The sequence below is a fragment of the Pseudomonas sp. BT-42-2 genome (assembly GCF_025847435.2).
Classification (GTDB): domain Bacteria; phylum Pseudomonadota; class Gammaproteobacteria; order Pseudomonadales; family Pseudomonadaceae; genus Aquipseudomonas; species Aquipseudomonas urmiensis.
Window position 1 is genome coordinate 1 of record NZ_JAOYTM010000005.1, and the last position, 14,908, is coordinate 14,908.

Annotated in this window: 13 protein-coding genes; 3 read left to right on the forward strand and 10 right to left on the reverse strand. The window is 62.4% G+C overall.

What is annotated here, in order from left to right:
• Window positions 1–98 precede the first annotated feature (98 nt).
• The 6 genes from OIU19_RS04575 to OIU19_RS04600 all read right to left on the reverse strand — a co-directional run bounded on the left by OIU19_RS04575 (window position 99) and on the right by OIU19_RS04600 (window position 5,488).
• Entirely contained in the window at window positions 99–584 is a 486-nt protein-coding gene (locus OIU19_RS04575) for a flavin reductase family protein (RefSeq protein WP_186555253.1), read from the reverse strand.
• 14 nt (window positions 585–598) lie between these two features.
• Complete coding sequence (locus tag OIU19_RS04580; RefSeq protein WP_264233699.1) at window positions 599–2,080, reverse strand: aldehyde dehydrogenase; 1,482 nt, start codon at window positions 2,078–2,080, stop codon at window positions 599–601.
• Window positions 2,077–2,910 carry an alpha/beta fold hydrolase gene (locus tag OIU19_RS04585; protein ID WP_264233700.1) on the reverse strand — a complete coding sequence of 278 codons (834 nt, stop codon included), beginning with the start codon at window positions 2,908–2,910 and terminating at the stop codon, window positions 2,077–2,079. The genes OIU19_RS04580 and OIU19_RS04585 overlap by 4 nt, the downstream gene beginning before the upstream one ends.
• Window positions 2,911–2,970: 60 nt before the next feature.
• Complete coding sequence (locus OIU19_RS04590) at window positions 2,971–3,567, reverse strand: amino acid synthesis family protein (protein WP_003256068.1); 597 nt, start codon at window positions 3,565–3,567, stop codon at window positions 2,971–2,973.
• A gap of 296 nt (window positions 3,568–3,863) precedes the next feature.
• Entirely contained in the window at window positions 3,864–4,907 is a 1,044-nt protein-coding gene (locus OIU19_RS04595) for an LLM class flavin-dependent oxidoreductase (protein ID WP_186555256.1), read from the reverse strand.
• 95 nt (window positions 4,908–5,002) lie between these two features.
• On the reverse strand, window positions 5,003–5,488 hold the full coding sequence (locus OIU19_RS04600; protein WP_186555257.1) for a flavin reductase family protein: 486 nt from the start codon (window positions 5,486–5,488) through the stop codon (window positions 5,003–5,005).
• A 319-nt stretch (window positions 5,489–5,807) separates the two neighbouring features.
• Here OIU19_RS04600 and OIU19_RS04605 point away from each other — a divergent pair, with 319 nt between their 5' ends.
• Window positions 5,808–7,211: a cytosine permease gene (locus OIU19_RS04605; protein ID WP_264233710.1), complete on the forward strand. Its 1,404-nt coding sequence runs from the start codon at window positions 5,808–5,810 to the stop codon at window positions 7,209–7,211.
• A 55-nt stretch (window positions 7,212–7,266) separates the two neighbouring features.
• Here OIU19_RS04605 and OIU19_RS04610 read toward each other — a convergent pair whose 3' ends face one another.
• From OIU19_RS04610 to OIU19_RS04625, 4 genes are all read right to left on the reverse strand, one after another.
• Window positions 7,267–8,232 carry a ribonuclease Z gene (locus OIU19_RS04610; protein WP_264233711.1) on the reverse strand — a complete coding sequence of 322 codons (966 nt, stop codon included), beginning with the start codon at window positions 8,230–8,232 and terminating at the stop codon, window positions 7,267–7,269.
• 42 nt (window positions 8,233–8,274) lie between these two features.
• Window positions 8,275–10,038 carry an L-lactate permease gene (locus OIU19_RS04615; RefSeq protein WP_264233712.1) on the reverse strand — a complete coding sequence of 588 codons (1,764 nt, stop codon included), beginning with the start codon at window positions 10,036–10,038 and terminating at the stop codon, window positions 8,275–8,277.
• Between the two features lie 205 nt (window positions 10,039–10,243).
• Window positions 10,244–10,966, reverse strand: a complete 723-nt coding sequence (locus OIU19_RS04620; protein ID WP_186555261.1) for a UDP-2,3-diacylglucosamine diphosphatase — start codon at window positions 10,964–10,966, stop codon at window positions 10,244–10,246.
• Window positions 10,963–11,466, reverse strand: a complete 504-nt coding sequence (locus tag OIU19_RS04625; protein WP_186555262.1) for a peptidylprolyl isomerase — start codon at window positions 11,464–11,466, stop codon at window positions 10,963–10,965. Before OIU19_RS04625 ends, OIU19_RS04620 begins: the two co-directional genes overlap by 4 nt.
• A 259-nt stretch (window positions 11,467–11,725) precedes the next feature.
• Here OIU19_RS04625 and OIU19_RS04630 point away from each other — a divergent pair, with 259 nt between their 5' ends.
• Entirely contained in the window at window positions 11,726–13,429 is a 1,704-nt protein-coding gene (locus OIU19_RS04630) for a glutamine--tRNA ligase/YqeY domain fusion protein (protein WP_264233714.1), read from the forward strand.
• 9 nt (window positions 13,430–13,438) lie between these two features.
• Complete coding sequence (gene cysS / locus OIU19_RS04635; RefSeq protein ID WP_264233715.1) at window positions 13,439–14,821, forward strand: cysteine--tRNA ligase; 1,383 nt, start codon at window positions 13,439–13,441, stop codon at window positions 14,819–14,821.
• Window positions 14,822–14,908 lie beyond the last annotated feature (87 nt).

Sequence of the window (14,908 nt, forward strand, 5' to 3'; positions counted from 1 at the left end):
TGATCCCTCCCACAGGTACTTCACAGAACTTGGGACCTGTGCGATCCCTGTGGGAGCGGGCTTGCCCGCGAAAAAGCCACCGCCGACTCAAAGGGCTATCAGCCAAGTGGGGGCAGGGCGCCCAGCTTGCCCTTGTGGTAGACCATCGGCGTCACCGGCTCGGCCGGCAGCACCAGGTTCTTCACCGCGCCGACGATGATCGCGTGATCACCGCCGTCGTACTCGCGCCACAGCTCGCACTCGATGATCGCCGTAGCCTTGCTCAGCAGCGGATTGCCCAGCTCGCTCAGGTGCCATTGAACGCCTTTGGCCTTGTCCTTGCCTTTGCCGGCAAAGGCATAGGCCTCGGCTGTCTGTTCGGCAGACAGCAAGTGGATGGCGAACTGCTTGCTGTCGCGCAGGATCGGGTAGGTGTCCGAGGCGTAGTTGGGGCAGAACAGCACCAGCGCCGGCTCGATCGACAGCGCGCTGAAGGCGCTGGCGGTGATGCCGACGATGCCGCCGTCGGCGTCCAGGGTGGTAACCACGGTGACGCCGGAGGGGAAGGAGCCCATCACGTCTTTGTAGATGCCAGGTTCGATCATCTTGGCAGGCCCTCTTAGCGCATCACGAAAGGATCGGGCATCGGCGCGGTGGACAGGTTGATCCACACAGTCTTCAGCTCGGTGTAGGCGAGCACCGAATCGATGCCGCTCTCGCGGCCATAGCCGCTGTTCTTGAAGCCGCCAATCGGCGCCATGGCCGAGACTGCGCGGTAGGTGTTGACCCAGATGATCCCTGAACGTACATCGCGGGCCAGGCGATGAGCGCGGCCCAGGTCACGAGTCCAGATGCCAGCGGCCAGGCCAAACTGCGAGTCGTTGGCAATCGCCAAGGCCTCTTGCTCAGTCGTGAAGCGAATCACCGCCGCGACCGGGCCGAACACCTCTTCCTGCATGATCTTCATCGAGTTGCTGTCGCACTCGAACAGGGTGGGCTCATAGAACCAGCCTTCACCTTCGACCTCGGCACGCTTGCCGCCCATGCGCAGCTTGGCGCCCTCGGCGTTGGCCGCCGCGACTAGGCCTTCGACCACGGCCAGTTGCTGGGCGGTGGCCATCGGGCCCATTTCGCTGAGCTCATCCTGCGGGTTGCCGATGCGGATGCGCTGCGCGCGTTCGATCAGCCGCTCGACGAATTCATCGAAGATCTCGTCTTGCACCAGCAACCGCGAGCCGGCCACGCAGCTTTGCCCGGAGGCGGCATAGATGCCGGCTACGGCGCCATTGATGGCGCTGTCCAGGTCCGCGTCGGCAAAGATGATGTTCGGCGACTTGCCGCCCAGCTCCAGCGACAGCTTGGCGAAGTTCTCGGCGCTGCTGCGCACCACGTGACGGGCGGTGGCGGCGCCGCCCGTGAAGGCGATCTTGCGGATCAGCGGGTGGCGGGTGAGGGCAGCGCCGGTGCTTGGGCCGTAACCGGTCACCACGTTGACCACACCCGGCGGGAAGCCGGCTTCCAGTGCCAGGCGGGCCAGCTCGAGGATGGTCGCCGAGGCGTGCTCGGACGGCTTGAGGACGATGGTGTTACCCGCTGCCAGGGCCGGGGCCAGCTTGATCGCGGTCAGGTACAGCGGGCTGTTCCAGGGAATGATTCCGGCAACCACGCCCATTGGCTCGTGCACGGTGTAGGCGAACAGGTCGGGTTTATCCAGCGGCAGGGTGCCGCCTTCGAGCTTGTCGGCCAGGCCTGCGGTGTAGTGGAAGAACTCTGGCAGATAACCGACCTGGCCGCGGGTTTCGCGGATCAGCTTGCCGTTATCGCGGCTTTCCAGCTGGGCCAGGTGCTCCTTGTTTTCGGCAATCAAGTCACCCAGGCGGCGCAGCAGCTTGCCCCGTGCCGTGGCGCTAAGGCCACGCCAGGCTTGGCTGTCGAAGGCGCGTTGGGCCGCTTGTACGGCCAGTTCGACGTCGCCTTCATCGGCATCGGGCAGTTGCGCCCAGGCCTGGGCGGTCGCCGGGTCGAGGCTGTCGAAGGTCTTGCCGCTCTGGGCATCGCGCCATTGGCCGTCGATGCACATCTGGAAACGAACGAGGGTCATGCAACAATCCCCTTGGCGGATTCGGTGAGGGTGCGGGCTTGCCTGAGGAAGTCCAGCAGCATCTTGTTGACTTCGCGCGGCGCTTCTACCGGCATCATATGCCGTTGTTCGGCGAGGACCACGCTGTGCGCACCGGGAATGCGCGCGGCGAGCTGGCGGGTCATGGCCGGGGTCGAACCTTGGTCGAGCTCGCCGGTAGCGATCAGGGTCGGCACCTGGATCGTGGACAAATCGTCTGCGCGATACATGTCCTGGGTGGCGAACAGCGAGTAAGTGGTGTGGTAACCCTGGGGGTCGTTGCTGGCCAGGACCTGGCGAATCGCCGCGACCTGGGCCGGGTTGGCGGCCTTGTATTCGCGGCTGAACCAGCGGTCCAGGGCGGCATCGACGTTGGCGTCCGGCCCTTGTTCAGCCGCCTGGGCGGCGCGGGCGATAACCCCGGCGCTCTGCTCTGGGGTGCGGTTGAACACGCTGTTGAGCACTACCAGTGCGGACAATCGCTGCGGGTAGTTCAGGGCAAAGGCACGGGCGACCAGGCCACCCATGGAAAAACCGATCACGGTGGCTTGAGCAATCTGCAAATGATCGAGCAATTCGGCCAATTGCGCGGCGTAGCCTTCCAGCGGTGTGTCGGCGGCAGGCAGGTGGCTCTGGCCGTGGCCGAGCATGTCGTAGGCGATGACTCGGTAATCGTTGGCCAGGCCGACGAACTGCCCACCCCACATTTCCTTGTTCAGGCCCACGCCGTGGATCAGCACCACAGGCTGGCCCTGGCCTTGGCTCAGGTAACTGGTCCCGGCCGGTGTACGTTCAGCAACAGGCTGAATCATGGTGGGGCGCTCCTTGAAGGCCGGGGCTTGCAGGCAATGCCCCAGCGCTTCTGGTTGTTGTTATTGAGCGTTGGCCTTCTCGGCGGCCAGTTCTTCCAGGTCGATATAGCGGTTGCCGATGCGCGGGTGCAGGCGGCCGCCGTCAGCGGCGCCCAGGACCACGACGATTTCGTCGGCGCGCGGTGCGTCTTCGATCTGCATTTCCAGGGTGATGTAGTGCGAGCGCAGGCCTTCGTCATCCTTTTGCATCATCGGGATCTGGATCGAGGTGCCAGGGCCGCCGCGCTTGTTGGTGAAGCTCAGGTAGCTCTTGGCCTGGACCGCTTCGCGGTAGTGGTTGCCAAAGCGCAGGGTGTGGATCACCGCCGAGGCGTGTTCGATTTCGCCGTCGGCGCCGACCACCGCCGCCTTGCCGTAGGCCTCGATCTTGTCGGCACCGCCGATGGCAGCGGTCAGGCGCTCGACCATCAGGGCACCCAGCTCGGAGCAGTTGGCGCGGATTTCCGGCTTCAGATCTTCAACGAACCCGCGGCCAGCCCACGGGTTCTTGATCACCACGGCCAGGCCGACCATGGTCACCGGTTTGTCGGTGGCCTTGCCGCCTTCGATGCGGGTCTCTTCGGAGTAGGTGACGATCTTGCGAATTTCGAAACTCATGGGCAGCTCCTGTGGAGGGTTATCAGGTCTTGTTGTCTGATGGTATACCATAATATTTGTTGTGCAAGAGGCGGGCGGAAATTTCTCTGCCCAGAGGATGAAAGGTGCTTTGTCAGCTCGCGCCTTTTCGCGGGCAAGCCCCTCCCACAGGGATAGCGCGCGGGACCTGTAGGACCGGGCTTGCCCGCGAAAAGGCCACCGCCGCTGCCACCTTGCAGTGCCAAGCAAGCAAAAAAATGCCCGCTCCTGCAGCAGCCGGAGCGGGCGCTTCCCGCAATCAATCAGGCAATGGGAATTCAGTTGAACGCCGGCACCACTTCCTTGATGAACAGTTCCAGCGACTTCTTCTTCTCGGCATGCGGCAGGCTGTTGTCACACCAGAAGCTGAACTCGTCGACGCCCAGTTCCTGGTAGTACTTGATCCGCGCGATGATTTCTTCAGGCGTGCCGATCATGGTGTTCTTGCGAATGTTTTCCAGCTCGAACGCGGGCACTTCGGCGAATTTCGACTCAGGGCTCGGCTCCAGGAAGCCATTGACCGGGGTGGTCTTGTTGCCAAACCAGGCATCGAAGGTGCGGTAGAAGCGCGAGATGGCTTGGGCGCCGATCTTCCAACCGTCTGGCTCCGCCGGGCTGTGCACGTGGGTGTGGCGCAGCACCATCAATTGCGGGCGCGGCACGTCCGGGTTGTTGTCCAGCGCGGCCTGGAACTTGTTCTTCAGGTCCAGCACTTCTTCGTCACCCTTCATCAGCGGGGTGACCATGACGTTGCAGCCGTTTTTCACGGCAAAGTTGTGCGAATCCGGATCGCGTGCGGCGATCCACATCGGCGGCATGCCTTTCTGTACCGGCTTGGGCACGCTGGTGGAGGTGGGGAACTTGTACACCTCACCTTCAAAGGCATAGTCACCTTTCCACAGTTCGCGCACCGCCGGGACCATCTCGCGAAGGGCCTTGCCGCCGTCGGTAGCCGGCATGCCGTTGGCCATGCGGTCGAACTCGAACTGGTAGGCGCCACGGGCCAGGCCGACTTCCATCCGACCGTTACTGATCACATCGAGCAGGGCGCATTCACCGGCCACCCGGATCGGGTTCCAGAACGGCGCGATGATGGTGCCGGCGCCCAGGCGGATGTTTTCGGTGCGCGCCGCCAGGTACGCCAGCAATGGCATCGGGCTGGGCGAGATGGTGTATTCCATGGCGTGGTGTTCGCCGATCCACACGGTGCTGAAACCGCCGTCCTCGGCCATCAAGGTCAGTTCGGTGAGGTCTTCGAACAGCTGGCGGTGGCTGACCTGTTCATCCCAACGTTCCATGTGCACGAACAACGAAAATTTCATGGGGCTTTCCTCGAAGCTTGAATGTCGCGCCTGCCAGGGCAGGCGCCAGAAACCACGACAGGCGCGCCCGGCACCCATCGACAGGATAGGTGCGCTCAGGCGAAGGCGGGCAGGCTGGCCATCTTGCCGCGGCAGTAGATCATCGGCAGTGGCGCTTGCTCGGGGACGATCAGGTTCTGCACCTTGCCAACCATGATGGCGTGGTCGCCACCTTCATATTCACGCCACAGCTCGCACTCGATGATGGCGGTGGCATTGGCCAGCAGCGGGTTGCCCAGCTCGCTCAAGGTCCACTCGATACCGGCGGCCTTATCCTTGCCTTTTTTGGCGAAGGCATAGGCTTCGGCCTGCTGTTCACCGGAAAGCAGGTGAATGGCAAAGCGCTTTTTCTGCATCAGTACCGGGTAGGAGTCGGAGCTGTAGTTGGGGCAGAACAGCACCAGTGGCGGGTCCATCGACAGCGAGGAAAAGGCGCTGGCGGTCAGGCCGACGATCTGGCCGTCGTCGTCCAGGGTGGTGATGACAGTGACGCCGGAAGGGAAGGAACCCAAAACGTTCTTGTAGACGGTTGCGTCGATCATGAAGTGATCCTCTTCGCAGGAGCAGCGGTGGTCCGCTTTTTATCGTTGATGTGTCTGATGGTATACCGTAATACTCGATTTGCAAGCGGAATTTTCCGCCTGGTGAAAATCACGATAAGCGGCGCAAGGCCGCGTAAAACGTGGCTTAGCTCAAGAATCACGCTCAGCCGGTGGGCTGCTGAACCGGATCAGTTAGGTTATTTTCGAGCGGAGCAGTGTTGTCAAAAGTTTGGAATACCATAATATGGTCCGCAGCTGAGAGGCCGCCCAGAGCGGTTTCCTACAACGATAAAAAACGACCCTTTCGAGCTGAAATCCTATGTCCCAACCGTCGTCGCAACACCAGTTTGTCGAGAATCACACGGTCGATTACGTCCCACCTGCCGAGCGCCATGGGAAGGCGCGCGACCTGTTCACCCTCTGGTTCAGCACCAACATTGCACCCCTGCCTATCGTCACCGGTGCCATGGTGGTCCAGGTGTTCCACTTGAACCTGCTGTGGGGGCTGATTGCCATTGTGCTTGGCCACATGCTGGGCGGGGTGGTCATCGCCCTGGCTTCTGCGCAGGGGCCGCAGCTGGGCATTCCGCAGATGGTCCAGAGCCGTGGCCAGTTCGGCCGTTATGGCGCGTTGCTGATCGTGTTCTTCACCGCGCTGATCTACATCGGCTTCTTCATTTCCAACATTGTCCTGGCTGGCAAGTCGATCCATGGCATTGCCCCCAGCGTACCGATGCCGACGGCCATCGTCATCGGCGCCTTGAGCGCTACGGCGATTGGGGTGATTGGCTATCGCTTCATTCATACCCTCAACCGCATCGGCACCTGGGTGATGGGCTCGGCGCTGTTGGCTGGCTTCATCATGATGTTCGTCCAGGACCTGCCGGCAGACTTCTTCAGCCGGGGCAGCTTCAATCTGTCGGGCTTTATCGCCACGGTGTCGCTGGGCACCATCTGGCAGATCAGCTTCTCGCCTTACACCTCCGACTATTCGCGCTACCTGCCGCGTGAAATCGGGATCGCCAAGCCGTTCTGGGCCACTTACCTGGGGGCCACCCTGGGCACCATCCTGTGCTTCAGCTTTGGTGCCATTGCCGTGCTGTGCGTGCCGGAAGGCACCGACGCCATGGCTGCGGTCGAGCAGGCCACAGGCTGGCTGGGGCCGATTCTGATGGTGCTGTTCCTGCTCAACATCATCAGCCACAACGCCCTCAACCTGTATGGCGCGGTGCTGTCGATCGTCACCGCGATCCAGACCTTCGTGGCCCAGTGGACGCCGAGCATCAAGCTGCGAGTGATCCTCGCTGCGGTGATTCTGCTCGGTTGTGGCCTGGTCGCGTTGAACGCGTCGGCGGATTTCATCGGCCAGTTCATCGGCCTGATCCTGGCGTTGCTGCTGGTGCTGGTGCCGTGGGCTTCGATCAACCTGATCGACTTCTACCTGATCAAGAAGGGCGTGTATGACATCGCCTCGATCTTCCGCGCCGATGGTGGGATCTATGGCCGGTTCAACCCGCACGCGATCATTGCCTACGCCTGCGGGATCCTGGTGCAGTTGCCGTTTGCCAATACCGCGCTGTATGTCGGGCCGTATTCGAACCTGGTGGAAGGGGCGGACCTGTCCTGGTTATTTGGCTTGTTGGTGACGTGCCCGCTGTATTACTGCCTGGCGACGCGTGGCCGCAGCGAAAGAGCGGCGCGCGCCTTAAGTGTGAATGAGTAAGCAGATCAGGGGCCGCGTAGCGGCCCTTGGTGGTCGTGGCTGTTAGCGAGGCCCCTCAAAGGCTGGCTATCGGCTGCAGTCGGCCTTCCCGGTCCAGGTGGTAACGCTGTAGATCCCGCGCCAGGATCAGCTGCCCGCTGTAATGGGCCAACGCCTCGGCACGCACATCATCGATCGAGGGGCTGCGCTGTGGATTGTCCTGGTAGCGGGCACTGAAGTGGGTCAGCACCAGGTTCGGCACCCCCGCAGCGTGCGCGAACTGTGCGACAGCGGCGGCAGTGCTATGGCCAAAGTTCGACTGTGCACGTGCCAGGATGGGCTGGGTGAAGGTCGCTTCATGCACCAGCACATCGGCACCTTTGGCGACCTCGGCCAACAGCTGCGGCGAATCGTTGTCGCCACAGACGATGATGCGTCGTGGCGGGCGCGAGGGCTTCAGGTAATCCTGCGCAGCGAGCTGTTGGCCGGCGTGCTCGACCGAGCGGCCCTGGGCCAACTCACCCCACAGCGGCCCACGGGCAACGCCATCGGCCAACAGCTTGTCGGTATCCAGGCGCGGCTCGGGATTGATTTCGCTAAACACGAAGCCATAACTGGGCACCCGGTGCGACAGCTCGACGGTGCTCACCTGCACCTGGGCGCTGCTCCAGTGCTGGAGGGTTTCCACGGCCTGTAGGTGCAGCTCGAAGGGCAGGTAGGTCTGGCTCACGGCCAGGCTTTGGCGTAGCCAGTCGTGCAAGGCCAGCGGCAGGATCATCGGCAGTGGTTCGCTGCGCCCAGACATGCCGGCACTGGCCAGCAAACCGGGCAAGCCATAGCAGTGATCGCCATGCACATGGGTGATGAAAATGGCGCGCAAGTCGCGCATCGACAGCGGGGTGTGCAGCAGTTGGTGTTGCGTGCCTTCGCCGCAATCGACCAGGTACCAGCCTTTGCCGGATGCCTCGATCACGGCCGTGGCGCTGACATTGCGGGCCTTGGTGGGCACCCCGGAGGAGGTGCCCAGAAACTGCAGGTCCATTGCAGGATCCTCTACGGATAAATCGGCATTTTACCCAGACTTTCAGCCGCCGCCGACCACCATCGCCGTGAACGGCGCCACGTACGCCTGCAAGGTCACCAGCCCGCCGACCAAAATCGCCAGGATCACCGAGTGGAAGAACACATAGCGCAGGATCTCGCCTTCATGCCCATACCAGCGGGTCGCGGTGGAGGCGACCACGATCGATTGCGCATCGACCATCTTGCCCATCACCCCACCCGAGCTGTTGGCCGCAGCCATCAGTACCGGGCTCAGGCCAAGTTGCTCGGCGGTCACCCGCTGCAGCCCGCCGAACAGCACGTTGGAGGCGGTGTCCGAGCCGGTCAGGGCGACCCCCAGCCAGCCCAGCAGGGTGCCGAACATCGGGTAGAAAATGCCGGTGGCGGCAAACGCCAGGCCCATGGTCGCATCCAGCCCTGAGTAGCGCGTGAGAAACCCCAGGGCGAGCATCGCGACGATGGTGATCAGCGAATAACGCACCACCCAGATCGTGCGCAGGTACTGCTTGGCCAGGGCTAGCGGCGAGTAGCCCATCAGCAGGCCGCCGACAATCGCCGCCAGCAAGATCCCGCTACCGGTCGAGGTCAACCAGGTGAACTTGTACACCGCGTCCTCTTTTTTCGGCGTGGGCACAACAGGCGGGACTTTTTCGATCTGCTGGTGGATGGCCCCGAACGTGATGCTCGGGGCGAAGATCGGGTTGGCTTCACGCAGCGGCTTGCCCTGCGCGTCCATCATCACTACGCCTGTGGCAGGGTCCAGCGCGGGGCGGGTATCGAACAGGTTCTTGAAGCTGGCCGTGCCCCAGGCGAAGACGAATACCGTGAGGATGATCCAAGGCATCCACGCCCGCAGCACCGTGCGCCGGTCCGATTGGCTGAAGGCCAGGGTATCGCCAGCGGGCGCCTTGGGGTCGGCTTCGACCTTGGAATTGTCCACCCGCCCGGTGAGTGCCGCAGAGGTGTGCACCGTGGCCGGTTTCCACACCCGCAAAAAACCGGTCAGGCAGGCCATGGAGATCAGTGCGGCGATCACATCCACCAGCATTGGCCCGTGGTAGTTCGACACCAGAAACTGCGGAATGGCGAAGCTGACCCCGGCCACCAGAATCGCCGGCCATATCTCGATCGTCTTGCGCCAGCCGGCAAACGCCCAGATCAACCAGAACGGCACGATCACCGAGAAGAACGGCAGCTGTCGACCGACCATCATCGACAGCTCCATCTCATCCAGGCCGGTGACCTTGGCCAGGGTGATGATCGGCGTGCCCAGAGCGCCGAAGGCGACGGGCGCGGTGTTGGCGATCAGCGCCAGGCCCGAGGCGGCCAGGGGCGAAAAGCCCAGGCCGATCAGAATCGCCCCGGTCACCGCTACCGGCGTGCCAAAGCCCGCCGCACCTTCGAAGAAGGCGCCGAAGCAGAACGCGATCAGCAACAACTGCAGGCGGCGGTCGTCAGTGATGCGTGCAAGCGAGTCCTGCAGCACTTTGAACGAGCCGTTTTCGGTGGTCAGGCGGTGCAGGAAGATGATGTTGAGCACGATCCAGCCAATCGGCAGCAGGCCGTTGGCCGCGCCGTACAACGCCGCAGAGCCTGCCATGTTGGCGGGCATGTCGAACGCCAGGATGGAGATCAGCAAGGCCGACGCCAGGGCGAGCAGGGCGGCGATATGCGCTTTGATGTGGAAGAATGCCAGTGCCGCCAGCATCACTACGACGGGGACTGCGGCCATGAGGGTGGAGAGCCAGGGGCTCCCGAACGGATCGTAGATCTGCTGCCAAACCATCTGCCACCTCGCTTGTTGTTATGGGAGGTATTGCATTGAATGGGCGGTCGGCACTGCGAGGACGCCAGGTGCAGTATAGAAAGGATTTGTTCGCGTGCAGTTGCAGGGCAGCAATGTATGGTTTGCATCCATTTGCGTTGCATCAGCCCTGGTCTGTTCGCGGGCAGGCCGCCAATCAAGCCAGGGCTGAGCAGCGACAAGCAGATCAGTTGAAGTCGAACGGGGCCAGCTGGAAGCCCTGTTCATCGACCTGCAACGCCCAGCCGCGGCGGTCCCAGTCGCCGAGCACGATACGCCGTGCTGGCTGACCATCGACCACCAGCTTGTGAATCGCCGGCCGGTGGGTATGCCCATGCACCAGCGTACGCACGCCGTGCGCAGCCATCACCAGGGGCACTTGCTCAGGGGTGACGTCGACGATCTCGGTGTTTTTCATGCGCGTTTGCGACTGGCTTTCGCTACGCAGCTTGCGCGCCAGCTTTTGCCGGGTGGACAGCGGCAGGTGCCGCAGGATCCACAGGCTCAGCGGGTTGCGCAGGTAGCGGCGCAGCTTCATGTAGCCCAGGTCGCGGGTGCACAAGGTATCGCCGTGCATCAGCAGTACGGGCTCACCCCCCAGCTCGACCACGCAAGGGTCGTCCAGCAGCGTGGCGCCAGCAGCCTTGCAGAAGTCCTGGCCAAGCAGAAAGTCGCGGTTGCCGTGCATCAGGTAGATCGCCGTTCCTGCGTCGCTGAGCTGGCGCAATGCCTGGCAGATCGACTGCTGGAAAGGGCTCATGGCGTCATCGCCGATCCAGGCTTCAAAGAAGTCGCCCAGGATGTACAGCGCCTTGGCGTGACGCGCACGGCCTTCGAGCAGATCAACAAACGCCCGGGAAATGTCCGGGCGTTCTTCTTGCAGGTGCAGATCAGAGATCAGCAGAATCACTCAATGATCTCGGCTTTCTCGATGATCACGTCGTCTTTCGGCACGTCCTGGTGGCCGGCCTTGGAACCGGTGGCAACGCCTTCGATCTTGTCGACCACGTCCTGGCCTTCGGTCACTTTACCGAACACGGCGTAGCCCCAGCCCTGCACGTTCTTGCCGCTGTGGTTGAGGAAGTCGTTGTTCGAGGCATTGATGAAGAACTGCGCGGAGGCCGAATGCGGCTCCATGGTACGGGCCATGGCGATGGTGTACTTGTCGTTCTTCAGGCCGTTGTCGGCCTCGTTCTGGATGCTTGGCTTCTTGTCGCGTTTTTCGTTCATGCCTGGTTCGAAACCGCCGCCCTGGATCATGAAGCCCTTGATCACACGGTGGAACACGGTGTTGCTGTAGTGGCCTGCTTTGACGTATTCCAGGAAGTTGGCAACGGTCAGCGGGGCCTTTTCGGCATCCAGTTGCAGGACGATGTCGCCGTGGTTGGTGCTCAATTTGACTTTGGACATGCTGAAATTCGCTCTATCAAGGCATTTTTGAAATGGGTGCACAGGTGCGCATATTGTCACCTGACGCAGGATCGGGCGAGCGCGACACAAGTGCGCGGCGGCCATTTTGCCGGATTACGCTACACCGTCGCGATAAACACTGCGATAAATCGTGCCACTTTGTCGGTGTCCGGCTGTCAGCAGCTTGACTGCTTCGGCTATGATAGGCCCTTTGATTCAATAGGCCTACCCAGGCCGAATACGTGCATTCAAGGATCCTATGAGCAAGCCCACTGCCGACAACGCGCCCAACGCCGCTGCCAAAGGCGCTCCCGCCGTCCCTGCGAACTTCCTGCGGCCGATCGTCCAGGCCGACCTGGACTCGGGCAAGCACACGCAAATCGTCACCCGCTTCCCGCCGGAGCCTAACGGCTACCTGCACATCGGCCATGCCAAGTCGATTTGCGTCAACTTTGGCCTGGCCAAAGAGTTCGGCGGCGTCTGCCACCTGCGTTTCGACGACACCAACCCGGCCAAGGAAGACCAGGAATACATCGACGCCATCCAGGATGATGTCAAGTGGCTGGGCTTCGAGTGGGCAGGTCCGGTGCGTTACGCCTCGCAGTATTTCGACCAATTGCACGACTGGGCCGTAGCGCTGATCAAGGCGGGTAACGCCTATGTCTGCGACCTGACGCCTGAGCAGGCCAAGGAGTACCGGGGCAACCTGACCGAGCCTGGCAAGAGCAGCCCGTTCCGCGAGCGTAGCGTCGAGGAAAACCTCGACCTGTTCGCGCGCATGAAGGCCGGCGAGTTCAAGGACGGCGAGCGGGTGCTGCGGGCCAAGATCGACATGGCCTCGCCGAACATGAACCTGCGCGACCCGATCCTCTACCGCATCCGTCATGCCCACCACCACCAGACCGGTGACAAGTGGTGCATCTACCCCAACTACGACTTCACCCACGGCCAGTCGGACGCGATCGAGGGCATCACCCACTCGATCTGCACCCTGGAGTTCGAAGGTCATCGTCCGCTGTACGACTGGTTCCTGGACCACCTGCCGGTGCCGGCCCATCCGCGCCAGTACGAATTCAGCCGGTTGAACCTGAACTACACCATTACTTCCAAGCGCAAGCTCAAGCAGCTGGTCGACGAGCAGCACGTGCATGGCTGGGACGACCCGCGCATGTCAACCTTGTCGGGTTTCCGCCGTCGCGGCTACACCCCGGCATCGATCCGCAACTTCTGCGAAATGATCGGTACCAACCGCTCCGACGGCGTGGTCGACATGAACATGCTCGAATTCAGCATCCGTGACGACCTCGACCGCAATGCGCCGCGCGCCATGTGCGTGCTGCGTCCGCTGAAGGTGGTGATCAGCAACTATCCAGAAGGCCAGGTGGAAAACCTCGAGCTGCCACGTCACCCCAAAGAAGACATGGGCGTGCGCGTACTGCCGTTCGCCCGTGAGTTGTACATCGACCGTGACGACTTCATGGAAGAGCCGCCAAAAGGCTATAAGCGTCTTGAGCCAAACGGTGAAGTGCGCCTGCGCGGCAGCTACGTGATTCGCGCCGACGAGGCGATCAAGGACGCCGCTGGCAACATCGTCGAACTGCGCTGCTCGTACGACCCCGACACCCTGGGCAAGAACCCCGAGGGACGCAAGGTCAAGGGTGTGATCCACTGGGTACCGGCCGCCACCAGCGTCGAATGCGAAGTACGCCTGTACGATCGCCTGTTCCGCTCGGCCAACCCAGAGAAGACCGAGGAGGGCGGCAGCTTCCTGGACAACATCAATCCAGACTCGCTGCAGGTGCTGACCGGTTGTCGTGCGGAACCTTCCCTGGGCAACGCCCAGCCTGAAGACCGTTTCCAGTTCGAGCGCGAAGGCTACTTCTGCGCCGACCTGAAAGACACCCAGCCGGGCCGCCCGGTGTTCAACCGCACCGTCACCCTGCGTGACTCCTGGGGTAGCTAAGGAATCGCCGTGCTTAACATCTACAACACGCTGAGCAAGACCAAGGAAGCCTTCAAGCCGCTCGATGGCAACAAGGTGCGCATGTACGTCTGCGGCATGACCGTCTACGACTACTGCCACCTGGGCCACGGCCGCAGCATGGTCGCGTTCGACCTGGTCACCCGTTGGCTGCGTAAAAGCGGCTACGACCTGACCTACGTGCGCAACATCACCGACATCGACGACAAGATCATCAACCGCGCCAACGAGAACGGCGAGACGTTCGATGCGCTGACCGCCCGCATGATCGACGCGATGCACGAAGATGAGCGCCGCCTGAACATCTTGCCGCCCGATCAAGAGCCGCGTGCCACCGATCACATCGCCGGCATGCACGCCATGATCCAGACCCTGATCGACAAGGGCTATGCCTACGCGCCGGGTAACGGCGACGTGTACTACCGGGTCGGCAAGTTCGTCGGTTACGGCAAGCTGTCGCGCAAGAAGATCGAAGACCTGCGCATCGGCGCGCGCATCGAAGTCGACGAGGCCAAGCAAGACCCGCTCGACTTCGTCCTGTGGAAGGGCGTCAAGCCCGGCGAGCCGAGCTGGGAGTCGCCATGGGGCCCGGGTCGTCCGGGCTGGCACATCGAGTGCTCGGTGATGTCCACCTGCTGCCTGGGCGAGAGCTTCGACATCCACGGTGGCGGCAGCGACCTGGAGTTCCCGCACCACGAGAACGAGATCGCCCAGAGCGAAGCGGCCACCGGCAAGCAGTACGCCAACACCTGGATGCACTGCGGCATGATCCGTATCAACGGCGAGAAGATGTCCAAGTCGTTGAACAACTTCTTCACCATCCGCGACGTGCTCGAAAAGTACCACCCGGAAGTGGTGCGCTACCTGCTGGTGGCCAGCCACTACCGCAGTGCGATCAACTACTCCGAAGACAGCCTGCGCGATGCCAAGGGCGCGCTGGAGCGCTTCTACCACGCGCTACGCGGCTTGCCGCGGGTGGCTGCGGCTGGTGGTGAAGAGTTCGTCGAGCGCTTCAGCGTGGCGATGAACGACGACTTCGGCACGCCGGAAGCCTGTGCGGTGCTGTTCGACCTGGTGCGCGAAATCAACCGCCTGCGCGACAGCGATCCGCAGGCCGCCGCTGGCCTGGCCGGTCGTCTGCGTGAGCTGGGCGATGTGCTGGGGGTGTTGCAGCTGGAGGCGGATGACTTCCTGCGTGCCGGTGCTGAAGGCAAGGTCGATGCAGCGCAAGTGGAGGCGTTGATTCAGGCGCGTCTGCAGGCACGTGCTGACAAGAACTGGGCGGAGTCTGATCGGATTCGTGACCAGATCACGGCCATGGGCGTGGTGCTGGAGGACAGCAAGGGCGCGACTACCTGGCGTCTGGCTGACTGATCTGGCATTTTGGGGCCGCTTTGCGGCCCTTCGCGGGCAAGCCCGCTCCCACAGGGACCGCGCAGTCCTTGTGGGAGCGGGCTTGCC

What these genes read in the sequence shown, in the direction of transcription:
- OIU19_RS04615 (WP_264233712.1), bottom strand. Translation starts at nt 10,038, where the DNA reads ATGGTTTGGCAGCAGATCTACGATCCGTTCGGGAGCCCCTGGCTCTCC.
- OIU19_RS04630 (WP_264233714.1), top strand. Translation starts at nt 11,726, where the DNA reads ATGAGCAAGCCCACTGCCGACAACGCGCCCAACGCCGCTGCCAAAGGC.
- OIU19_RS04590 (WP_003256068.1), bottom strand. Translation starts at nt 3,567, where the DNA reads ATGAGTTTCGAAATTCGCAAGATCGTCACCTACTCCGAAGAGACCCGC.
- OIU19_RS04580 (WP_264233699.1), bottom strand. Translation starts at nt 2,080, where the DNA reads ATGACCCTCGTTCGTTTCCAGATGTGCATCGACGGCCAATGGCGCGAT.
- OIU19_RS04625 (WP_186555262.1), bottom strand. Translation starts at nt 11,466, where the DNA reads ATGTCCAAAGTCAAATTGAGCACCAACCACGGCGACATCGTCCTGCAA.
- OIU19_RS04595 (WP_186555256.1), bottom strand. Translation starts at nt 4,907, where the DNA reads ATGAAATTTTCGTTGTTCGTGCACATGGAACGTTGGGATGAACAGGTC.
- OIU19_RS04600 (WP_186555257.1), bottom strand. Translation starts at nt 5,488, where the DNA reads ATGATCGACGCAACCGTCTACAAGAACGTTTTGGGTTCCTTCCCTTCC.
- OIU19_RS04575 (WP_186555253.1), bottom strand. Translation starts at nt 584, where the DNA reads ATGATCGAACCTGGCATCTACAAAGACGTGATGGGCTCCTTCCCCTCC.
- OIU19_RS04605 (WP_264233710.1), top strand. Translation starts at nt 5,808, where the DNA reads ATGTCCCAACCGTCGTCGCAACACCAGTTTGTCGAGAATCACACGGTC.
- OIU19_RS04610 (WP_264233711.1), bottom strand. Translation starts at nt 8,232, where the DNA reads ATGGACCTGCAGTTTCTGGGCACCTCCTCCGGGGTGCCCACCAAGGCC.
- OIU19_RS04585 (WP_264233700.1), bottom strand. Translation starts at nt 2,910, where the DNA reads ATGATTCAGCCTGTTGCTGAACGTACACCGGCCGGGACCAGTTACCTG.